This is a genomic window from Pseudomonas sp. SJZ079 (assembly GCF_007993865.1).
Taxonomy (GTDB): Bacteria; Pseudomonadota; Gammaproteobacteria; order Pseudomonadales; family Pseudomonadaceae; genus Aquipseudomonas.
Genome location: NZ_VIUH01000002.1, coordinates 298,973 through 319,653, shown reverse-complemented (window position 1 = coordinate 319,653; position 20,681 = coordinate 298,973). Strand labels below are relative to the sequence as shown.

Annotated in this window: 17 protein-coding genes and 2 tRNA genes; 1 reads left to right on the top strand and 18 read right to left on the bottom strand. The window is 61.8% G+C overall.

The genetic code is table 11. The features are described 5' to 3' along the window. Window positions 1-300 precede the first annotated feature (300 nt). The 18 genes from FBY03_RS03605 to FBY03_RS03515 form a co-directional block, all read right to left on the bottom strand. Window positions 301-376, bottom strand: a tRNA-Thr gene (locus FBY03_RS03605). A 292-nt stretch (window positions 377-668) separates the two neighbouring features. Further along, window positions 669-1,886: a methyltransferase gene (locus FBY03_RS03600; RefSeq protein WP_147170827.1), complete on the bottom strand. Its 1,218-nt coding sequence runs from the start codon at window positions 1,884-1,886 to the stop codon at window positions 669-671. Between the two features lie 47 nt (window positions 1,887-1,933). Beyond that, window positions 1,934-2,623 (bottom strand): ABC transporter permease, encoded by a 690-nt coding sequence (locus FBY03_RS03595; protein WP_147170826.1) that lies wholly within the window; start codon window positions 2,621-2,623, stop codon window positions 1,934-1,936. Next, window positions 2,620-3,315: an ABC transporter permease gene (locus FBY03_RS03590; RefSeq protein WP_147170825.1), complete on the bottom strand. Its 696-nt coding sequence runs from the start codon at window positions 3,313-3,315 to the stop codon at window positions 2,620-2,622. Before FBY03_RS03590 ends, FBY03_RS03595 begins: the two co-directional genes overlap by 4 nt. A gap of 50 nt (window positions 3,316-3,365) precedes the next feature. Further along, a complete protein-coding gene (locus FBY03_RS03585; RefSeq protein WP_147170824.1) occupies window positions 3,366-4,118 on the bottom strand; it encodes an ABC transporter substrate-binding protein in 753 nt (250 codons plus the stop codon). A 15-nt stretch (window positions 4,119-4,133) separates the two neighbouring features. Further along, complete coding sequence (locus FBY03_RS03580) at window positions 4,134-4,907, bottom strand: ABC transporter ATP-binding protein (RefSeq protein WP_147170823.1); 774 nt, start codon at window positions 4,905-4,907, stop codon at window positions 4,134-4,136. Between the two features lie 723 nt (window positions 4,908-5,630). Continuing rightward, window positions 5,631-6,362 (bottom strand): M48 family metallopeptidase, encoded by a 732-nt coding sequence (locus FBY03_RS03570; protein ID WP_147170821.1) that lies wholly within the window; start codon window positions 6,360-6,362, stop codon window positions 5,631-5,633. Beyond that, window positions 6,362-9,637: a type I restriction endonuclease subunit R gene (locus tag FBY03_RS03565; protein WP_256677850.1), complete on the bottom strand. Its 3,276-nt coding sequence runs from the start codon at window positions 9,635-9,637 to the stop codon at window positions 6,362-6,364. Before FBY03_RS03565 ends, FBY03_RS03570 begins: the two co-directional genes overlap by 1 nt. Then, on the bottom strand, window positions 9,634-10,227 hold the full coding sequence (locus tag FBY03_RS03560; RefSeq protein ID WP_147170819.1) for a hypothetical protein: 594 nt from the start codon (window positions 10,225-10,227) through the stop codon (window positions 9,634-9,636). The genes FBY03_RS03565 and FBY03_RS03560 overlap by 4 nt, the downstream gene beginning before the upstream one ends. Window positions 10,228-10,282: 55 nt before the next feature. After that, window positions 10,283-10,642, bottom strand: coding sequence for a type II toxin-antitoxin system HigA family antitoxin (locus tag FBY03_RS03555; RefSeq protein WP_147170818.1), 360 nt, complete (start codon window positions 10,640-10,642; stop codon window positions 10,283-10,285). Further along, window positions 10,642-10,944, bottom strand: a complete 303-nt coding sequence (locus tag FBY03_RS03550; protein ID WP_147170817.1) for a type II toxin-antitoxin system HigB family toxin — start codon at window positions 10,942-10,944, stop codon at window positions 10,642-10,644. The genes FBY03_RS03555 and FBY03_RS03550 overlap by 1 nt, the downstream gene beginning before the upstream one ends. Window positions 10,945-11,221: 277 nt before the next feature. Next, on the bottom strand, window positions 11,222-11,887 hold the full coding sequence (locus FBY03_RS03545) for a YecA family protein (protein WP_147170816.1): 666 nt from the start codon (window positions 11,885-11,887) through the stop codon (window positions 11,222-11,224). A 298-nt stretch (window positions 11,888-12,185) separates the two neighbouring features. Next, window positions 12,186-13,355, bottom strand: a complete 1,170-nt coding sequence (locus tag FBY03_RS03540; protein WP_147170815.1) for a restriction endonuclease subunit S — start codon at window positions 13,353-13,355, stop codon at window positions 12,186-12,188. Then, complete coding sequence (locus tag FBY03_RS03535; protein WP_147170814.1) at window positions 13,352-14,860, bottom strand: type I restriction-modification system subunit M; 1,509 nt, start codon at window positions 14,858-14,860, stop codon at window positions 13,352-13,354. Before FBY03_RS03535 ends, FBY03_RS03540 begins: the two co-directional genes overlap by 4 nt. A gap of 315 nt (window positions 14,861-15,175) precedes the next feature. Further along, window positions 15,176-15,251 (bottom strand) — tRNA-Phe (locus FBY03_RS03530). A gap of 187 nt (window positions 15,252-15,438) precedes the next feature. Further along, window positions 15,439-15,711, bottom strand: a complete 273-nt coding sequence (locus FBY03_RS03525; protein ID WP_147170813.1) for an oxidative damage protection protein — start codon at window positions 15,709-15,711, stop codon at window positions 15,439-15,441. Next, complete coding sequence (mutY, locus tag FBY03_RS03520) at window positions 15,708-16,787, bottom strand: A/G-specific adenine glycosylase (RefSeq protein ID WP_147170812.1); 1,080 nt, start codon at window positions 16,785-16,787, stop codon at window positions 15,708-15,710. The genes FBY03_RS03525 and mutY overlap by 4 nt, the downstream gene beginning before the upstream one ends. Continuing rightward, window positions 16,784-19,015, bottom strand: a complete 2,232-nt coding sequence (locus tag FBY03_RS03515; protein WP_147170811.1) for an AsmA family protein — start codon at window positions 19,013-19,015, stop codon at window positions 16,784-16,786. The genes mutY and FBY03_RS03515 overlap by 4 nt, the downstream gene beginning before the upstream one ends. Window positions 19,016-19,427: 412 nt before the next feature. Here FBY03_RS03515 and FBY03_RS03510 point away from each other — a divergent pair, with 412 nt between their 5' ends. Further along, window positions 19,428-20,645 carry a sterol desaturase family protein gene (locus FBY03_RS03510; protein ID WP_147170810.1) on the top strand — a complete coding sequence of 406 codons (1,218 nt, stop codon included), beginning with the start codon at window positions 19,428-19,430 and terminating at the stop codon, window positions 20,643-20,645. The last annotated feature ends 36 nt before the right edge of the window (window positions 20,646-20,681 follow it).

Sequence of the window (20,681 nt, the reverse complement as noted above, 5' to 3'; positions counted from 1 at the left end):
CTCAGGGCTCTTCTGCACGTCGATCGCACCTGGCTCGGTATGCGCTCCCCTAAAAGTGTTGGGGGTATTGAGGTTTTCGGCGGGATGCTAAACGTCTCAATGAGTGGTCTCCGGAAATGGGACGGGGACTTCGTCCAGCCGAAATCATCTATCTGACCGGCCCTAGACTCTCTAGCTAGGGCGGGCGCGGCAATCCTATGCAGAGGTGCGACTTTGTCAAAGGTACACCCCAAGTACACCTCGGACGGATTTTTTCCAACAAAAAAAGGCCTACGATTTCTCGTAAGCCTTTGATTTGTATGGTGCCGGCACCAAGAGTCGAACTCGGGACCTACTGATTACAAGTCAGTTGCTCTACCAGCTGAGCTATACCGGCATTTCAGGGCCGCCATTATATCCATTCATTTGCCTGAGTAAAGCCGTCTAGCTACAGAAAAATACTGGGCCGGCTATCAGTAGCAAAATCCTTATGCACAAGTGAGAGGAGGCGGGAACGGCCGTGCGCTGTTTTTGTGCGCTGTGTCGCTGTTCGCTGTAAATGGCTGTTTTTACTGGGTTTTGTTTTTTGCTTAAAAAGCGAACAGATGCTTTAGATGCGCCTGGGAGCGACGTTGTAGGCGTTTGCTCAGAAACTATCAACACAGTTATCCACAGCTTCTGTGGGCAACTCAGGGGCGTTCAGCGAGCAGTAGCAGGTTGCGCGGGGTGAGCTGCTGAGGACAAAAGCTGCCGAGGCGGACGGTAAAACCCTGCTCTTGCAGGTAGAGGGCGCGATCGAGCACCAGCCACAGTTCCAGTGGGCGACGGAACAAGGCGCGCAGCAGTTCCAGATTGCGCACCTGAGCCAGTCGTTGCCAGCCCTGGGTCTGCAGTTCTGCCCAATCGTACGATGGGGGGGGCGCTGGAAGGCCTTTCAGGGCAGCCAGGTCTGTGCAGTAGTCGGCCAGATCCTTATTCAGCCAGCTTGGCGGTAATGAGGGTGTAGGCAGGTACTCATCGATGCCACGTAGTTCGCGTTGCAAGATGTCGAACGCCAGGCGACGGGCCATGGACAGGTCACGTTGACGGCGAATTCTGGTGCCTGCGGTGACGGTCTCGCTGAGGGGCAGGCCCAGGTCGTCCAGCGAGAGCTGCAGATCGGAGGCCTGTGCAGCTGAGGACAGAGGTTGGTAGCCGGGTGTGCTGATGCGGTTGTAGCAGCAGGGAGCCACTGCCAGTTGGCGGCAGCCAGCGCTGCTGGCCAGTTGCAGCAGGCGTACATGCAGGTCGCCGCAGGCATGCAGGGCGACCGGGGTGTGTTCGTGGGTGAGCTGGTCGATGGCGTCGGCGGCCAGCACGTCTTGCTCAACATGCTGGGCGATAAGCGCTAGGCGTTGACTGAGCTTCTGCCCGCTGCTCACCAGTTGCGGGTTGTGCTCGAGGCAGGTCAGTGGGCGTCCGTCATGGGCCAGCACGCGACCGAGGTGGCCTTTGCCGGCGCACCAGTCTAGCCAATGTTGGGGCGCTTGTTGGAACTGCAGGCTGCTGCCGAAGGCCAGGATCTGCTGCCACTTGCGCCCGGGAACGTCGACCGAGAAGCGCGCGGGCGGCTTGACCGCCGGTTGCTGCGGTAATTCACCGACTCGAGTCAGCGCGCCAGCTTGTTGGGCCAGCTGAGCAAAGGGCGCCGGAGCTACCAGCTGCTGCGGTTGATTGTGCTCGGCTTCGGCCTGCTCCAGGCTGCGTGCTCTGAGCCAGTGGGCCAGTTCGGGGTGATCGGCCTCCCACGGCAGTTGTCGCAGGGTGAACGGCCTTGGCCGCCACAAGGCTTGGTGCGTGGTCAGAAAATCATCCAGCGCTAGAAAGCGCTGGAGCAAGGAGGCACCGCTAAGAGGCTGGTCGTGCATGCTGACTCTGTCACTAAGCATGGTGGCGGCGGCAATGCACCGGCTGTTCAGCGGCCCTGGCAGGCGTCGACGCGCAGCCAGCGTTCCAGCAGCTTGAAGCCGCGTACCAGGACATAGGCGATGCCCAGGTAGAACAGTCCGGCGGCGAAGAAGATCTCCACCGGCAGGTAGGTGCGGGCGATGATGGTGCGGGCCATGCCGGTCAGCTCCAGCAGGGTGACGGTGCTGGCCAGGGCGCTGGCCTTGAGCATCAGGATCACTTCGTTGCTGTAGGCCGGCAGGCCGATACGCGCGGCGCGCGGCAGGATGATGTAGAGCATGGTTTGCCAGCGCGACATGCCCAGGGCGCGAGCGGCCTCGACCTCGCCCGGCGGTACGGCCTGGATGGCGCCGCGGAGGATCTCGGCGATATAGGCGGCGGTGTGCAGGGTCATGGTCAGGATCGCACACCAGTAGGCGTCGCGCAGGTATGGCCAGAGCGGGCCCTGGCGCACCGCGTCGAACTGGGCCAGACCGTAATAGACCAGAAACAGCTGCACCAGCAGGGGCGTGCCGCGGAAGAAGAAGATGTAGCCGTAAGGCACGGCGCGCACGTACCAATGCTTGGATGAACGAGCAATGCCCAGGGGAATCGCCAGGATCAGCCCGGCGAGCACTGCGATGCCAACCAGCTCCAGGGTCAGCATGGCGCCTTCAGCCAGGCGTGGCAGCCACGTGATTATCACTTCCCAATTCATGCGGCGCTCCTGATGAAGCCGCGGCCGGCACGTTTCTCAAGGAAGTGCAGTCCAATCATGGCGAGAATGGTGAGGCCCAGGTAGATAAAAGCCGCCACCATGAAGAAGACAAAGGGTTCTTTGCTCGAGGTTACGGCGATCTGCGAGCGGCGCATGATTTCCTCCAGGCCAATCACCGACACCAGTGCGGTGTCCTTCATCAGGATCATGAACAGGTTGCCCAGGCCGGGTAGGGCGATACGCCACATCTGCGGGAGGATCAGACGCCAGAAGATACGTGGCGTGGACAGGCCGAGCGCTTGGCCGGCTTCGCGATGGCCCTTGGGGATGGCCAGGATAGCGCCGCGAAACACCTCGGTGGCGTAGGCACCGAAGCATATGCCGAGCGCGATGGTGCCGGCGGCGAAGGCACTTAACTCAAGCCCGGGGCGGCCTATGGCCTCACCGATATCGCGCATCAGGTTGACCGTACCGAAGTAGATCAGCAGTACCCAGAGCAGCTCGGGAACGCCGCGGACGATGGTCGAATAGGTGCCGCCAAGCCATTGCAGCGGCTTGTACGGCGAAGTCTTGGCCAGTGCACCGAGCAAGCCGAGCAGCAGCCCCAGGCTCAGCGCGCAGAGTGCCAACTTGATGGTCATCAGCGTGCCGGCGGCCAGGGCCGGGCCAAATCCGTGGAGGTCTAAATTCATAGGGGCTCAGAAGCCTGCGCCGCCCAGTAGGGCGACGCAACGCCGGCTGCTTAGTAGATGCTGAAGGGGAAGTACTTGTCGTTGATCTGCTTGTAGGTGCCGTCGGCTACGATTTCCTTGAGCGCGGCATTCAGCTTTTCGCGCAGCGGATCACCTTTGCGCACGGCGATGCCGATCTTGTCGTTGTCGAATACCGGGTCACCCTTGAATTCGAAGTCCTTGCCGGCGTCGCTCTTGAGCCATTCCCAGTTGACGAAAGTGTCCGCCAATACGCCATCCAGGCGGCTCGAGGACAGGTCGAGGTAGGCGTTTTCCTGGGTGTCGTAGAGCTTGATATCGACCACGCCGTCCAGGTTGTCTTCCAGCCAAGTACCGGCGATGGTCGCGCGTTGGGCGCCGATCACCTTGCCTTTCAGGCTGGTTTTGTCGGTTTTGAAATCGCTGCCCTTGGGTGCGATGAACTGCAGTTTGTTGGTGTAGTAGGGTTCGGTGAAGTCGACGGCCTGCTGACGCTCTTCGGTGATCGACATCGAGGCTACCAGGAAGTCGAATTTTTTGGCGTTCAGGGCCGGGATGATGCCGTCCCAGTCGGAGGTAACCACTTCGCACTCGGTCTTCATCTTGGCGCACAGGGCCTGGGCGATGTCCACGTCGAAGCCGACCACCTGGCCGCTGGCGTCGATCAGGTTGAAGGGTGGATACGCACCTTCGGTACCGATTTTCAGTTTGTCAGCAGCGACGGCGCTGGTGCCGAAGGCCAGAGTAGCGGCCGCAGCCAGCAGGATATTCTTATATTTCTGCATGCGATGTAGCTCCATTTAGTGATTGCTGGACATGAACTGTTTACAGCGCGCCGAGTTCGGATTGTCAAATACCTGCTCGGGCGACCCTTGCTCCTCCACCTGACCCTGGTGGAGGAATACCACTTCACTGGACACCTGGCGGGCGAAGCCCATTTCGTGGGTAACCAGCAGCATGGTGCGACCTTCGTCGGCGAGCGCGCGGATCACACTAAGCACTTCTTGTACCATTTCCGGGTCGAGGGCTGAAGTCGGCTCATCGAAGAGGATCACTTTCGGTTGCATGGCCAGGGTGCGGGCAATGGCTGCACGTTGCTGTTGGCCGCCGGATAGCTGGTTGGGGTAGGCGTGGCGTTTGTCGCCAATACCGACTTTGGCCAGCAACGCCTCGGCCCGCTCTGTGGCCTGCACCTTGCTCAGGCCGAGCACGCGGCGCGGCGCCTCGATAATGTTGTCGAGCACGCTCATGTGCGGCCACAGATTGAAGTTCTGGAAGACGAATCCCAGTTCGCTACGCAGCCGGTTGATCTGCTTGCCATCTGCGGCGACCAGGTCGCCATGTTTGCCGGGCTTGAGCTTGAGTTCTTCACCCGCGACGATGATCTGGCCCTGATTGGGGTTTTCCAGCAGGTTGATACAGCGCAGGAAGGTCGACTTACCGGAGCCGGAGGAGCCGAGGATGGAGATCACGTCGCCGTCACGGGCAGTCAGGGAGATGCCTTTGAGCACCTCAAGGTCGCCGAAGCGTTTGTGCAGGTTGCGGATTTCCAGCGCGGGCGTGGCCTCAGCCATTGGGTGTCCTCTTCTTCTTATGCGGAAGCACTCCGGCAGTCTACGGGCCTTCCTGGCGAAGCGTCACGCTAGCATAGCGCCTGGATGAGCGCCAAGCAGGCAAGCGCGAGTAAAGAGTACGTGGCCGCGGGGTTGTCGCATCGCTACAGTTGCCTGTCGCGCAGGCGCAAAAAAGCCCGCTGCGCGGGTGGGGGCTTTTGCAGTGCACTGCGGAGGTGGAGGCAAGCTGAAAGCCTCCTTGCTGGGGATGGGAGGGAAATGCGTGCTTGGTCAGCTGGCGCTTCTGTGGGCGGGTGTCTGCCGGACCCTGCTGTCGATGTTCGGCAGTAAAGGACGCAGGGCCTGGCAGGCGGGGCCGTCTAGGCGGCCCTAAGTGATGAGGCGATGTCGCTGATCAGCATGCCGTGGCGAACGATGCAGCTGTGGCCGGCACTTTCCAGGCGAAGAGGGTCGCGCCCCGAAATTGACCAGCCCTTGGCCAGTAGTTGATCGATGTGAGCGCGCATTGCATGGTATTGGCGTTTCTCAGGCTTAGTGGATTCCATTCGTATATATCTCCTGTGTCTGCACTGTTTCTCAGGGCAGATGGTCTGGCTTTCCTTGGAGCGCACCGTAATGCAGGCGTGGCGCTTTGATATTACCGAATTCCGGGTAATTGGAAAAGCTAGTAGTTCCGCGGGCTGGCGGTGGCATAGCGGTTTAAGCGTAGCACGCAACCTTCGGCTATCGCCCCACGTCGTTAAGGTACAGCTCGACCATGGCGTCGAGGCGTTCCTTGACGGCTTGCCAGCCCGGCATCAGCTGCCCCAACAAACGCCAGAAGGCTTCTGAATGGTTGTGCTCGGCGAGGTGGCAAAGCTCATGTAGCAGCACATAGTCGATGCACTCCGGCGGGGCTTTGACCAGATGCGGGTTGAGCGTTAGGGTGCCGGAATGCGAGCAGCTACCCCATTGGGTTTGCATGGTCAGTAAGCGCAAGGGTGGCTGCTGCTCGATCCAGTGGGCTTGCCCGATCAGATTGGCCAGGCGGCGACTGAACTGCTCGCGGGCGCGCGCCTTGTACCAGTCGAATAACATTTCGCGCACTTTCTCGGGCTTGGCCTGGCGCAGGGTGACGGTGAGCATGCCGCACAGCAGTTTCACTTGGCCTGGTGCGCTGGCCGTCTCGATCACCTTGAGCGGGTAGCGCTTGCCCAGATAGAAGTGGGTTTCGCCACTGATGTACTGGCGCGGCCGCACATGGGTCAGGCGTTCCCGGATCGGCTGCAGCTGCTCCCAGATCCAGCGTGCGCGCTTATTTATTCCGGCATTGACCTGTTCGGCACTGGCATCTGCCGGCGCCAACACCAACACCCGCCCGTCTGGCTGCACCTTGATGGTCAGCTTGCGCGTCGGGCTGGACGAGTTGCGCAGCTGATAAGGGATCGCCTCGCCGCCGTAATGCAGAATATTCATCAGGTTCTGCGTGCCCCGGCGCGAACCACCAGCACCACCTGCTCGACTAGCGCCTGCACCTGGTCCATGCCTAAACCGAGTGCCTTGAGCGCCATGAAATACAGGGGCAGCAGCTTTTGCCGCACCGCCGCCTCGATATTCAAGGGGTTGATGGAAAACTCCGCCACAGCCTGGCCGACGATGGCATCGGTCTGTTCGGCCAGCGCTACCCACTTTGGCGTATCGGCCTCGCCCAGTGGCAGGCGATGCTCATCGAGCAGCAGCTTGAAGGCGCCGAAGTAGGCCTGCACGTGGGGATTGCCACGTACCGCTTCCGGTAGTTCGTCGAGGTGGCGCTGCTGCACCTGTTCGCCGAACTCCTTGAACAGCAGGTACTGCTTGAGCGGGTGATCGAACAATGCATCGGCCTCGGCGATGACCTGGCGCAACAGCTCGGAGAAGGCCTTCTGCGCGTAAGGATCATCCAGCAACTGCTCGATTTCCTTGGTCACCCGGGTCTGGATGATGTCCTTCTCGTTGCGGGTCTTTTCCTCGCTCCAGGTCTCGGGCTGATGGGCGCCCATCTCGCCGACCAGATAGGCGCCCTTGGGCTCCTGCACGCCGACGCCGACCACGTGCTTGTCCATCAGCTTCTTCACCTGCACCGCGTATTCGTCGTAGTCCACGGTGTCGCCGGTGGCCTGTTTCAGGCGCTGGCGCAGGTTGGAGAGCTGTTTGACGGTTTCCTTGTACTGCCGGCGTGTGCCCTCGCTGACGCTCTTGTCCTGGAAGAATGCCTGCGACTGCAGGGCAATCGCCAGGCAGCCGGCAAACTCGCTGAGCAGCCCGTAGAAGTCATCGCGGGCCTTCTGCCGGGTGTCCACCTGCGCGCCGTTAATCTCCTGCAGGCGCGGCAGCAGTACGGCGAGCATCTGCTCGATGTCCTGGCTGTTCTTCACCTCGGCGAACATCGCCCATAGGCGCTGATACAGGCCCGGCAGCTTCTTGTATTCGGTGCTCATCGGGCTGTACAGGCCGTCGAGGTCATCGATGCTGTAGCCGCCCTGGGTACGAGTGGCCAGGTCCTGGTACTGGGCGATGGTGGTGTCCAGCTCGCCGAGAATGCCGCGATAGTCGATCAGCAGGCCGAACTTCTTGTTCGGGTGCAGACGGTTGACCCGCGCGATGGCCTGGATCAGGTTGTGCTGCTTGAGGTTCTTGTCGATGTACAGCACCGCGTTGCGCGGCTCGTCGAAGCCGGTCAGCAACTGGTCGATAACGATCAGCAGGTCAGGGCCGTGGTCCTGCGCAAACGCCTCGATCATGCGTTGTTTGTAGGCGCTGCCGTCTTCCTTGCCGACGTTGGCGTCCCACCAGGTTTGCACCACGGATTTGCTGTTCTCGTCGCTGTCGGTGTTGCCCTCGCGGCTGTCCGGGGCGGACATCACCAGTGCCGAACTGACCAGACCGATCTCATCCAGAAAGCCCTTCAGGCGGATCGCCGAAACCCGGCTGTCGCAGGCCACCTGACCTTTCAGGCCGTCCAGCACCGAGTTGCTGAAGTGCTCGCTGATGTCGTGGGCGATCAGCTCCAGGCGGCCCAGGGCCTTGTACAGCTCGCCCTTCTTGGCGAACTTCTTCTTCAAATCGGCCTGCTGCGCCGCGCTCAGGCCCTGGGTGTGGCGCTCGAACCAGTTGTCGATGGCGCGGTCATTCACATCCAGCTCCAGGCGCCGTTCCTCGTACAGCAGCGGCGTCACCGTGCCGTCCTCCACCGCGCGCTGCATGGTGTAGGCGTGCACGATGGGGCCGAACTTGTTCTGGGTCTTTTCATCCAGCAGCAGCGGCGTGCCGGTAAAGGCGACGAAAGCCGCATTGGGCAGCGCCAGGCGCATCTGCACATGGTTTTCGCCGCCCTGGGAGCGGTGGCCCTCGTCCACCAGTACGATGAAATCGCTGCTGTCGTTGCGGCATTCCGGCAGCTTGGCCGCCGAGTTGAATTTCTGGATCAGCGCGAACATCACCCGCGCCGAGCCCTTGCCGATCTGCTGCGCCAGGTGCCGGCCGGATTGGCTCAGGGCCTCCTCCTGATCGCGTGCGGTAAACACCCCGGCGCTGGCGAAGGTCTTGCTCAGCTGGGCTTCCAGATCGGTGCGGTCGGTGATCACCAGCACCCGGCAGTTCTGCAGGTCCGGGTGGAAGATCAGCGCCTTGCTCAGCAGCAGCATGGTGATCGACTTGCCCGAGCCCGTGGTGTGCCAGATCACCCCGCCCTGGCGTGCGCCACGGGCATCGCGCTGCTGGATTCGCGCGATCAGCGCGCGGATGCCGAACACCTGCTGATAACGCGCGACCAGCTTGCCGTGCTTGTTGTCGCTGAAGGTGTAGAAGCGCACCAGCTCGAGCAACCGATCCGGCCGGCACAGGCTGGCCAGCAGTTTGTCCTGCTGGCTGGCCAGCAGCCCGCCGGCCAGCCAGCTGCGGTACCAAGCCAGGCTGGCGGCGGGGCGATTGGCGAACAGCGCCTGTTCCTGGGCCGCGTGCAGCGGGCGGTTCTTCAGCTCGGCAAACGCCACCTCGCTGATCTCCTCCTCACGCCAGGCGGCCCAGAACTTCTCGGTGGTGCCCACGGTGCCGTAACGCCCGCCGCTGCCATCGACCACCAGCAGCAACTGGCTGAAGGCGAACAACTGGGGGATTTCCTCGCTGCGCTGGTTGCGCAGCATCTGCGAGATGCCCTGCTTGATCAGGTCCTTGCCACTGTTGGCGTCCGGCCGTTTGGCCTCGATCACCACCAGCGGCAGGCCGTTCACATACAGCACGATATCCGGGATACGCTGGCCGATACCGCTGGTGCAGCCCACGCCCAGCTCCTCGGTCAGGTGAAAATTGTTATTGCTCGGGTTCTGCCAGTCGATCAGCGCGATGGTCGGGTTGACCTTGCTGCCCGCGACGAAGTCGCTGACGCTCACCCCATACAGCAGTTGATCGGACAGGCGCTGGTTGGCCGCCTGCAAGCCCTCGTTCAGCGGTGGATGGCTGATCTCGCCGACCAGCTTGGTCAGCGCCGCCTCGCTCAGGCCATGTTCCACGCCGCCGCTGAAAAAGCGCCGCTTGGCCAGTTCGGCTTTGAGCACCGTTGTCAGCACTACCCGCTCCCTGCTGCCGCGCAGTTGCAGCGCTTCTGAGGGGCTCAGGTAGCGGAAGCCCAGGTTGGCCAGCAGCGCCAGGGCGGGAATCTTGGCGCTGAATTCTTCCTGAAATCTGGGATGCGCAAAGGCGGACGTGGTGGTCACAGCACTATTCCTTGTTCGGCCAACCATCGGCGACCGGCAGTGCTGGTCACATAGGCTTGTTGCGGGAGGTTGACGACTTCGCGGTGCAGGTATTCCAGCAGGCCCTGCTGTTCGCGCAGTAGATTTAAATGGCCGGTCTTCAAGGCCACCACCTGGCGATTCAATTGCCTGGCCAACTGCTCGGCGCTGTATGGGCGGATGCTGCATAGCCAAAGGATCAACGGCCAGAGTTTATCCTTGCGTGGTTTGGCCGACAGCGCGGCAATAGCGGCGAGCAAGGGAGCGGGTAGGTCACTCGTATTTGCGTTGAGGCCGTTGCCAGCAAGCCCTTGTGTCTGAAAAAGTGGCTGGCCCGGTAAATCTGCCAGCTGGTAGTAGGTCGAAGGCCCGGCGCCACCCTTTACCAGCATGCGGCGCTGATGGTGCAGCCGGCCCAGTGTCTGGCTGGCGGCTAGCGTATCCAGAGCGCTGATGGCGCGTAGCGCGGCGTTGTCCACTGCGCCGGTTTCCGCAGCCAGGATCAGCGCCTTGGCCGTTGCTTGGGCTGGCTGTTGGGCGCTGTATTTTTCCTGAGCGCTGGCGGGCTGCATGAGGCTTCCTTGTGCGGCAGTACGATGCGTTTAAAGGCAGTGGTGGCCGTTATTGTTAGGCGGCGTCGGCCAGCAGGCTTTCATAGGGGATGCGCAGGCCATCGTGCAGGCGTTTGATCATGGCCAAGCTCAGCTTGCGCTTGCGGTTCAACACCTCTGACACGCGGCCACTGGAGCCAATAAAAGGCTCCAGATCACGCGGCACCAAGCCTTGCTGGTCCATGCGAAATTTGATCGCGTCGATGGGGTCGGAAGCCGGCAGCGGCTGGTGCTGCTCTTCGTACTTCTCAATCAATACGGCCAATATCTCCAGCTCATCGCCCGCAGGCGAGTCCATTGGCGCGCCCCATAGCTGCTCCATACGAGCCAGCGCGTTGGCCAGGTCGTCGCCATTACGAATCGGTTTGATGTTCATCACACTGTCTCCGCATCGATCAGATCGTACTGGGCGTGGCTGCCGACAAAGCGAATAAACGCCAGTTGGCGCTCATAGTCGATGGCCAGAATGACCCGGTACTTGTTGCCGGCGATGTTGAACACCACCCGGCTGCCTTTCAGGATACTGGCCGTGCGCAGCTCAGCCTTGAGGGCTTGCGGCGTGGGATAAGTGGCCTTTTCCATGTGCCGATACCATTCCACCAGCGGTGTCATGGCGTCAGCATAAGCCAGGCTGCTTTCCCAGAAGGCTCGCAACGTGCCTCGTGCAATCACTCGCACGGCGCTGTTCTCCCATTTTGGGAGTGAGTCTATCTGGCTAAGTGGCGCACGGCAAGCCACGGGGCCGGTGGCGCGTGTCAGGCGTGATGCCAAGCCTCGTAGGGTGGGTTAGCGGCGCGTTCCGTATGTGCGAATGCGCCATCGGGGCCGGGCGCCGCGTAACCCACCATCGCGGTGATTCGGTAGACCGCCATGGTGGGTTACGGCGCGGTCGGGTTTGCTGCTATTGGTACGACTGCGGTACGCGCCTAACCCACCCTACGGTTTGGCGCGGCGGTTAGTGCAGGCAGCACTGCTTGAATTTTTTCCCGCTGCCGCAGGGGCAGGGGTCGTTGCGGCCGGGTTGGGCGGCGACGCGCAGCGGGGTTTGCGCGGGGCTGTCATGTTCGCTGCGCTGGGCCAGCCAGTAGGCATGCAGGGCGCGCACCGCCGGTTCGATGGCCTCGACCGACTGCTGGTGCTGGGCCTGGCTCATTTGCTCCAGCAGCGGAAAGTTGGCCTCGCTGCCGTGCAGGTCGATCGCCGCCAGGTGTGCGGCTTCGGCCTCCGGCAGCGCCGGCCATTGGCCCAGGGCTACGCCGCGCATATAGCCGAAGCACCACTCCTCGGCGATGGTGATGGTTTCGTCTTGGTGCTCGCGCTGTTGAAACAGTGCGGCGAACTCGGCCGGGTATTCCATCAGCATCAACACGCAGTTGTTGATGTGCTGAATCAGCAAATTCATAAAACGCTGCAGCTCGGACTCTTTGCCGAACCTGGGCGGCGTGCCGCCCCACAGCGCCGGCAGCCAGCGGCTGGGCGGCAGTATCTGGGGGCCGGAGATCAGCGCGATGAAAAAGCCGTCCAACTCGGAGGCGTCGAGTATCGAATCGTCGTTGCCGTACTTGAGCAGGATGCTCTCGACATAATCCAGTTCGGCTTCGCTGAGCGGGTCGGTTTTCATTCAGGTGTCTCTTGGTTCGGGTTAGATGTGCGCCGGGAGGTCTGGGCGTAGGGTGGGTTAGCGGCGCTGAAGGTGGTCGTTTGCATCACCGCGCAAGCCGGGCGCCGCGTAACCCACCATTGCGGTTTACCGGTAGGTCGCCATGGTGGGTTACGGCGTGCTCGGGTTTGGCGTTGTTGGCGTGACCCTGGCCCGCGGCTACCCCACCCTACGATGCTCTTTGTGGGAGCGGCCTTGGCCGCGAAGTGCTGCGGGCCACACAAAAGCTTCGCGGCCAAGGCCGCTCTCACGGTCGAGGTCAGGCTGCTGCCTCATCGTCCAGCCTGACCCGGCGCTGGCCGGTCAGCAGCTGTTGCATCAGGGCTTTTTTCTCCAGCTTAAGCTTGGCCAGCTGCGCTTGCAGATTGGTTATTTCGGCGTCGGCGGTGGCGAGTACCTGGGCGATTTTTTGTTGTTCGGTTTTGTCTGTTGGATAGAAGAATTTAATTTCTTTGAGTTCGCGCATATGCCGACTGTATCCAAGGCTTGGAATCTCTGCATTGGATAGCAGGTAGTAACCGAAATGGGGGTCTAATAGATCCGATGTTTTCAGTATTTGTGTGCCATCGGCGCCCGGTGAAAATTCAAAATCAATCCATTTGATGATGCGGGTGTGATCGCCAAAAACGATCACTGGCACATCTTTATATACTTGCTGACTATCTGTATAGCCAGCTATCAATGCCTGCCCCTGGTCGATAATTGGAGTTGCGCCATGCCCAAGGTAGTTGCTGGAGGTGGTTTGAGTTTTTTTGTCGTTTTTTACGAGAAATAGAGAAGGGAAGTCAGCGGGCTGCCATTCCTCCTGGAAACCCGTAAAGGGCTTCTGCCCCGTCAGCAATTGCTGCATCAGTGCCTGCTTCTGATGCTGGCTATTGGCAAGCAGGCGTTCGGTGGTGGCGATGGCTTTGTCCCAGGTGGAAAGGATTTGGGCGATCTTGGTTTGCTCGGCTCTAGGTGGAAGCTGAATCGGAGTATTGGCGACGGTGGATTTAGTGATTTTCACCATTGAAGCGCTGCTGCCGGCCGCGCAGCTTTTTAAGTAGGCGCGAACACCGGCAGACTGAAGTTGATACTCCAGAAAACTGGCATCAATTAGCTGAGTGTTTGGCCTGAACCTCATCATCAAGTCTGGGTAGGAGCAGTTCTTGATTTCGCCCTTGAATCTTAGGCTGCGGCCGACTTTGTCAGGTGTGTTTGAGCGGCTGACAAGAAAATCGCCAGGCTCCAAAAGTGTGGATCGAACTTTGTCGTTGAACTCAACAGGCTTGATTTCTGTTGGGTTCAGCCCGGCGTCCGTCAGTGCTCCCAAGCCCAGAACCCAATACCCCGTTTCGCTTTCTGTGCTGTTCGGGGAGTAGCCGTTTTTGATGTCGCCTTGGATCACATCTGCAAGCGTGAGCTGTTTAATGTCTGAGCGAAGGTTCATATCCCCAGCTCCTTCAAATACCCATCCATCTCCCGCTTTAACTCCACCAGCTCCCGCTCCAGCACTTCACGCTCGGCCTTGATCGCCAGCAGGTCGATCTCTTCTTCGGCCTCGAAGGTATCCACGTAGCGCGGGATATTCAGGTTGTAGTCGTTGTCGCGGATGCGCTGCAGGCTGACCGGCTCGGCGTAGCGGGCCACGTGTTGGCGGGCGCGGTAGCTGGCGACGATCTTTTCCAGCTGCTGCGGGCCGAGTTGGTTCTGGTTTTTGCCGGAGACGAAGTCGCGGGAGGCGTCGATAAACAGCACGTCGTCGCTGTGCTTGCTCTTGCGGAACAGCAGGATCGCCGCCGGGATGCCGGTGCCGAAGAACAGTTTTTCCGGCAGGCCGATCACCGCGTCCAGCAGGTTTTCCTCGATCAGCGCCTGGCGGATCTTGCCCTCGCTGCCGCCACGGAACAGCACGCCGTGGGGCACCACCACGCCCATGCGGCCCGTGCCGGGCTTAAGGGTTTCGATCATGTGCAGGATAAAGGCGTAGTCGCCCTTGGTTTTCGGCGGCAGGCCGCGCTGGAAACGCCCGTACTTGTCGTGCTCGGCCTGCTCAACGCCCCATTTCTCCAGGGAGAAGGGCGGGTTGGCGGTGACCACGTCGAAGTGCATCAGGCCGCCGCTGGCGTCGAGCAGTTGTGGGTGGCGGATGCTGTCGCCCCAGCGCAGGTCGTGGTTTTCCTCGCCGTGCAGGAACAGGTTCATCTTGGCCAGGGCCCAGGTGGCACCGATGGATTCCTGGCCGAACAGGGCGTAATTGCGCGAGCCGGTTTTCTCCAGCACCTTGCGCCCGCATTTCATCAGCAGTGAGGCCGAGCCGCAGGCCGGGTCGCAGATCTGCTCGCCGGGTTGCGGGTCGAGCAGTTCGGCCAGCAGGTCGCTGACCTGGGCCGGGGTGTAGAACTCGCCGGCGGTCTTGCCGGCGCCGGCGGCAAAGCGCGAGATGAGAAATTCATAGGCGTTGCCGATGATGTCCTGGCTGCCGATGCGCGAGGGACGCAGGTTTATGCCTGGCTGGGCGAAGTCTTCCAGCAGGTGGCGCAGCAGGTTGTTCTTGCTCTTTTCTTCGCCGAGCTTGTTGTCGTTAAATTTTATGCCTTGGAACACGTCGCGCAGTTTGCGGCTGTTGCTTTCTTCGATGGCGTGCAGGGCTTCGTCGATGCGCTCGCCGTTGCCGGGCAGGTGGCGCTGCTCAAACAGGCTGTAGAAGTTGGCCGACTCGGGCAGCACGAAGCGCTCGGTCTTCATCATGGCGGTGAGCAGCGCCGGCTCGTTGCCGTATTTGGCCTGGTAGCCCTCGTAGTGGTCCTGCCAGACGTCGCTGAGGTACTTGAGGAACAGCATGGTCAGCACGTAGTTCTTGTAGTCGCTGGCATCCACGCTGCCGCGAAAGGTATCGCAGGACTTCCAGATGATGGCGTTGATTTCGTCCTGGCTGATGCTGTTGTGGCTCATGGGCTTTCTCTGCGGCTGAGGCCGGCGTCAGTGGGAGGTTATTCGGGGCGCTGGTGCGCGATCTTCGCTGCGGCGGCGCGGCGCGTCCAGTCGCTTGCACGGTTCATCAAGCGGCGGCGCGGATTGGCTGGCGTGCTGCGCCTGGCGCGCCGGTGTGGCCGGGCGGCCATGCTGCGCAGAGTCAGAGCAGGCATGACGGCGGGCGACCCTGGGCGGACGTTGCGGCACTGGCCGGCGGCCGCTCGGCACGGGCCAGCACTTTGTTGCGGATAGAAAAAAGGCCCACATTGCTGTGAGCCTTTTATTCGGTATTAGTGGTGCCCAGGGACGGAATCGAACCGCCGACACGGGGATTTTCAATCCCCTGCTCTACCGACTGAGCTACCTGGGCAACGGGGCGCTATTAGACGGATTTGGCTTATGCCTGTCAAGCGCGAGTTGGAAAATATTTAGCGATTACGGGTGTTTAGCTGCATGTCGTGGAAACGTGGTCGACGTAATTGGCTAGCCCGGAGGCAATCCGGGGAGGTTACGGGGTCGTCGCGAGCCCCGGGATTGCCTTCAAGCTGCTTGCAGACTTATTCGCTGGGCGGCACGTAACCGTCGGCCTGGGCGTATTCCTCGCCGGAGAGGAACTTGTCCATTTCGGCCTGGAGGAACTTGCGGTCTTCGGCGTTCATCATGTTCAACCGACGCTCGTTGATCAGCAGGGTCTGGTGCTTCTGCCACTCGTCCCAGGCCTGCTTGGAGACGTTGTTGTAGATGTCTTCGCCTTTGGCGCCCGGGTAGGGCGGACGATCCAGGCCGGGCAGTTCTTGCTTGTGTTTGCGGCACATTACGGTGCGGGTCATGGTTGCTCTCCAGTAATCGGTCCTGCATTCAGTACGTCGGCCGCGCGTTTCAGCAGCTTTTTCACTGGGGCGGCGAGCCCCAGGCGCGGCGGGGTGGCGAGGTTATACCAGAGCCAGTCGGCCTCGGTCACGCTGGCCGGCTGGCTTTCGACCTGGATCAGCCAAGGTTCGATGGCCAGTTGAAAATGGCTGAAGGTGTGGCTGAGCCCGGCCAGTTCGCGGCGTTCGCCGAGTTGCAGGCTGTGGCGGTTGGCCAGGGTCTCCAGGGCTTGCAGGTCGTCCAGTTCCGGCAGGCTCCACAGGCCGCCCCACAGGCCACTGGAGGGGCGGCGATAGAGCAGAATCTCGCCGCTGCTGTTGCTCAGCAGGGGCATCAGGGTGCGTTTCTGCGGCAGCGCCTTGCGCGGCTTGGGGATCGGATAGCGGATCTCCAGGCTCAGCAGGTGGGCCTGGCAGCCGCTGCGCAGCGGGCACAGCAGGCAGCTCGGCTTACTGCGGGTGCAGAGCGTGGCGCCGAGGTCCATCATCGCCTGGGTGTAGTGATTCACCCGTTGCTGCGGGGTGAAGAGCTCGGCCACGTCCCACAGTTGTTTGGCGACTTTAGGCTCGCCGGGATAGCCCTCCTGGGCCACATAGCGGGCCAATACCCGCTTCACGTTGCCGTCGAGGATCGCCGCGCGCAGGCCCATGCTCAGGCTGGCGATGGCGCCCGCGGTAGAGCGGCCGATACCGGGCAGGGCGGTCAGCGCCTCGACATCGGCGGGAAACTCGCCGGCATGCTCGGTCATGATCAGTTGCGCGGTCTTCTGCAGGTTGCGCGCGCGGGTGTAGTAGCCCAGGCCGGTCCACAGGTGCAGTACTTCGTCTTCCGGCGCTTCGGCCAGGGCTTGCACCGTGGGCAGCGCGGCCATGAAACGGTCGAAGTAGCCCAGCACGGTGTTGACCTGGGTCTGCTGCAGCATGATTTCCGAGACCCAGACCCGGTAGGGGGTGATGCCCTGTTGCCAGGGCAAATCCTTGCGCCCGTGGCGGTCATACCAATCGAGTACCGCCGCGGAGAATTGCTCGGGACTCATTGGTTGAACAAGCCCTTGAGTGCGTCCTTGAGTTCCGGGCTGACCTTGTCGCCGAGTTTTTCTTCCAGTTTCTCGGTCAGCTTGCTACCGGCCAGGCGTGCGGCGATCTTGCCCAGGCCGTCCTGATCCAGGCGGCAGGCCTTGGCGCCCAGCTCCAGCGGGCCACGGCAGCGCACGGGCCATTCGATGCCGACGTAGCGCTGATTGACCTGGCATGCCGGGTCGGGCATGGGGTGCCGGTCGCCTTCGATGATGATGCCGACACGGTAGTCGAGGCCGAGTACGCGCAGGTCCAGATCGCCCTGGCCGTTGACCTTGAGCCCTGGGATGCGTGCTTGCAGGTCCGGGTTGCTGGCGACGCCGTTGCGAAAGGTCAGGTTGCCCTGCAGGGTTTCGAAGGGCGTGTCTTTGCCGCGTGCCTCGCTGGTCAGCACCTTGCGGTTGAGCGTGGCGATGCCGCGGCACAGCTGTTGTTCCAGGTTGGCGTCGACCAGCACGCCGTCGTTGAGGAGGAAGCTGGCGGTGCCGTTGAGACCATCGATCCAGGCCTTCTGGCTGTTGCCGCTGGTGGTCAGGTTGGCCTGCATGTCCAGCAGGCCTTTGAGCGGAGATGGCTGTTGTTCGCTCTTGAGGAAGGGTTCGAGCGGAATGCGGCTCAGGTTTTTTTGTATGCTCAGCAATGGCACGGCCGGGCGCACATCGACCGTCGCCTTGGCGTCGAAGTTGCCGTTAGCGAGGTTGCCGCGGATTTCTTCCAGGGTCAGTAGGCCGCTGCGGCTCTTGGCCTTGAGCTTGAACTTGCTGATGGACTGTTGCTCGACGCTGAGCTGATCGAGGTTCAGTGCCACCTGTAGATCGAGCGTGCGCAGCTGTTCGACCGGCAGCACCGCTGCGGCGCTCCAGGCTTGCTGGGTCGGCGCCTTGGGCAGCTGGGTGCTGCCATTGGCGCCTGCGTTGGCGACGCTCTCCTTGACCTCGGCCTTGCGCGCGGAGCCGGCGTCCTGGGTTTCTGCGCTTTTAGCCGGCAGGTAGCGATCGAGGTCCAGGCTGTCGCCTTGCAGTTGCACGCGCAGGGCTTGTTTGGCGAAGTCGCTGACGGCGATCTGGCCGCTGAAGCTGCTGTCGTCGAGCTTCATCTGTAGCTCTTCCAGGGTCAGGCTGGTCGGGCTGCCGCTGAGGCGGGTGACCATCTCGAATTGGCCCAGGGTCTTGTCGTCGCGCATGGCCGGCAACTGCTGACCGATGCTCTGGAGAAATTGACGCAGGTTGAGCGGCGCGATGGACAGGCCGCCAGCCAGCTTCGCGGTTTTGTCCAGCTCGCGGACTTTCAGCTCGCCGAGTGCGCGCAGCTGATTGGCCGAGAGTTTCAGGCTGTTCCATTCGGCAACCTGGGCGGCCAGGTCGACCAGCAATTGGCCTTGCAGGGTGAAATTAAGGGTTTGCCCGTTGAAGGGCTCGCCAGAGACTTCGCCGCTGAGTTTGGCGTCTTCCAGCTGATAGCGCTTGAGCGCGCGGTCGAAGCGCAGCTCGCCCTGCAGCTCGCTGCGCGCACGCATGACCGGCTGGTTGGTGCCGAAGAAGGCGCTGAGTTTCAGGGGAATGCTGGCGCCTTCGTGGATCGCGCCGGTGGTCAGCTGGATGCTTTCCGCGCTGAACTGCTGGCCTTTTTGCGCATCGTGGTAGTCGATGCGCGCGCTGTTGACGATCAGGCTGTCGATATCCAGCTTGATCGGTTGAGCGCTATCGGCCGGCCCCGGCGGGGTTGTGCTGGTGTCAGCGGTGGGTGTCTTGCCGCGGGTCTCGGTCGAGGCCGTGGCGGATGACGCCGGGTGGCCGACATCCTCCCAGTTGCCGTGGCCCTTCTCGTCGCGCTGCAGATTCAGGTTGAGTCCGTCGATGCGGATGTCGCTCATCTGCACTTCCTTGCGCAGCAAGGGCAGTACGCGCACGGAGAGGCCGAGCAGGCGCAGGTCGGCAAAGGGCTGGTCGGGGGTCGTGGCGCTGGCCAGGGTGGCGTCGGTCAGCTCCAGGCCGAGCCAGGGGAACAGGCTCCAGCCGATGTCGCCATTCAGGGTCAGTTCCAGGTTGGCCTTGTCGCGGGCCAATTGGCGGATCTCGTCCTTGTAGTCGTTGGGGTCGAACAGGTGGGTCAGGGCGAAGCCCAGGGCCACGATGATCAGCAGCAGTCCGAGGAAAAACAGACCTAGGATTTTGCCGAGCGCTTTCATGGACGAGTCCTTGTTGTGAATGGCTGGAATATGAGGGGGCAAAGTATAGCGCCGAGCGTGTTGATCAGGGGGCGACCTGCATGTGGCTGTTACCGGGCAGGCGCTCAGCCTTGTCGATTCGAGGTCGGGTAGAGGAGGCAAACCCCGCAGCTGCTTGGATGGGGAAGTCGCCGAGCGGTTCCCTTGGGGCCGCCAGCTTTTGGCCGAATGCCAGTATGCCCGCGCCGAGCGCGGCGACATCGCTAATCGGCCTGCCGCTACCGTGTATGGCGTGCTGGGTGCTCGAATTTGGCGGGTTTGGCCGCCGCGCGTTGCGGGTGTCGGGGTTAGGCTTTGCGGGAAAGTCGGCGAGCGCCGGTACTTAACGTGCCGAGCCGAGACCGGCCAACACAACCAGAACAGAGGGGTGACTATGAATATCGCGGTGATGGCGTTCCCGCTGTATATCCTCCTGATGCTCCTGGAGCTGGCCTACGAGCGGTATAGCGGCAGGCCTACCTATCGCCTGGCCGATGCCAGCACCAGCATCAATACGGCGGTACTGCGGGTGTTGCTGGAAGGTCCGCTGCGCCTGTTGCTGGTCGTGCCATACGCCTGGTTGTACGAGCATGCGCGCTGGTTCGAGTGGGACGCGGCTTTGCCCTGGGTCTGGCTGTTTGGATTTGTCGCGGTGGATTTCTGCTTCTACTGGGCGCATCGCACCTTGCACCGCTACAACCTGCTGTGGGGTGCCCATCAGCCGCATCATTCCAGCGAGGATTTCAACCTGTCCACCGCACTGCGCAAGGGTGCCTTGCAGACCGGGTTCGACTGGCCGTTCTACTTACCCTTGGCCGTGCTCGGGCTGCCGCTGCCGCTGTTTCTGCTGCTACTCGGCGTGCAGTTGGTCTATCAGTTCTGGATTCACACCCAGCACGTCGGGCGGCTCGGTTGGCTGGAGTACCTGTTGATCACCCCGTCGCTGCATCGCGTGCACCATGGGCAGAACGACGCCTACATCGACAAGAATCACGGCGGGGTGTTCAGCTTCTGGGATCGGTTGTTCGGCACCCATGCCGAGGAGCGCGAGCCGGTGCGTTACGGGGTGACGACTCCGGTCGGCACCTTCGACCCGATCCGCTTGCAGTTCAGCTGGTGGTGTCTGTTATGGGCCGATGCGCTGGCCACCCGCTGCTGGTGGGACAAGCTGCGCCTGTGGTGGATGCCCACCGGCTGGCGCCCGGTCGATGTGCGCCACCGGCCCTGGCCGCAGATGGGCGCGGAGAAGTTCGAGCGGCCGTATCCGGCCGAGTTGAAGGCTTATGCGTTCGTTCAGTTCGTGCTGATCAATGCGCTGGCGCTGGTATTTCTCGCCAGTGTCCGGCAGGCGGCGCTGTGGCAGGCGGGGTTGCTGGTGCTGGTGATCCTGAGTGGCTGCGTCAGTCTGGGCCTGCTGTTCGAGGGCAGGCGGCAATTGTGGCGCTGGGAGGGGGTGCGGCTGCTGGCGATGGCGGGGTTGGCGCTGGGCTGGGGTGTGTGGCTGGCGTCGGGGCAGTGGCTGCTCGCTGTGCTGCTGGCTGGCTTGTGCGTCGCCAGCCTGCTCTGGTTAGTGTTGTTGGGTTGGCGGTCACGGTCGGGACAGTTGTTGTAGGAGCCAGCTTGCTGGCGATTCGAGAAGAAAACTCGC

Coding starts and splice junctions, on each gene's coding strand:
- FBY03_RS03600 (WP_147170827.1), bottom strand. CDS start 1,886: ATGCACGACCAGCCTCTTAGCGGTGCCTCCTTGCTCCAGCGCTTTCTA.
- FBY03_RS03595 (WP_147170826.1), bottom strand. CDS start 2,623: ATGAATTGGGAAGTGATAATCACGTGGCTGCCACGCCTGGCTGAAGGC.
- FBY03_RS03590 (WP_147170825.1), bottom strand. CDS start 3,315: ATGAATTTAGACCTCCACGGATTTGGCCCGGCCCTGGCCGCCGGCACG.
- FBY03_RS03585 (WP_147170824.1), bottom strand. CDS start 4,118: ATGCAGAAATATAAGAATATCCTGCTGGCTGCGGCCGCTACTCTGGCC.
- FBY03_RS03580 (WP_147170823.1), bottom strand. CDS start 4,907: ATGGCTGAGGCCACGCCCGCGCTGGAAATCCGCAACCTGCACAAACGC.
- FBY03_RS03570 (WP_147170821.1), bottom strand. CDS start 6,362: ATGAATATTCTGCATTACGGCGGCGAGGCGATCCCTTATCAGCTGCGC.
- FBY03_RS03560 (WP_147170819.1), bottom strand. CDS start 10,227: ATGCAGCCCGCCAGCGCTCAGGAAAAATACAGCGCCCAACAGCCAGCC.
- FBY03_RS03555 (WP_147170818.1), bottom strand. CDS start 10,642: ATGAACATCAAACCGATTCGTAATGGCGACGACCTGGCCAACGCGCTG.
- FBY03_RS03545 (WP_147170816.1), bottom strand. CDS start 11,887: ATGAAAACCGACCCGCTCAGCGAAGCCGAACTGGATTATGTCGAGAGC.
- FBY03_RS03540 (WP_147170815.1), bottom strand. CDS start 13,355: ATGAACCTTCGCTCAGACATTAAACAGCTCACGCTTGCAGATGTGATC.
- FBY03_RS03535 (WP_147170814.1), bottom strand. CDS start 14,860: ATGAGCCACAACAGCATCAGCCAGGACGAAATCAACGCCATCATCTGG.
- FBY03_RS03525 (WP_147170813.1), bottom strand. CDS start 15,711: ATGACCCGCACCGTAATGTGCCGCAAACACAAGCAAGAACTGCCCGGC.
- mutY (WP_147170812.1), bottom strand. CDS start 16,787: ATGAGTCCCGAGCAATTCTCCGCGGCGGTACTCGATTGGTATGACCGC.
- FBY03_RS03515 (WP_147170811.1), bottom strand. CDS start 19,015: ATGAAAGCGCTCGGCAAAATCCTAGGTCTGTTTTTCCTCGGACTGCTG.
- FBY03_RS03510 (WP_147170810.1), top strand. CDS start 19,428: ATGAATATCGCGGTGATGGCGTTCCCGCTGTATATCCTCCTGATGCTC.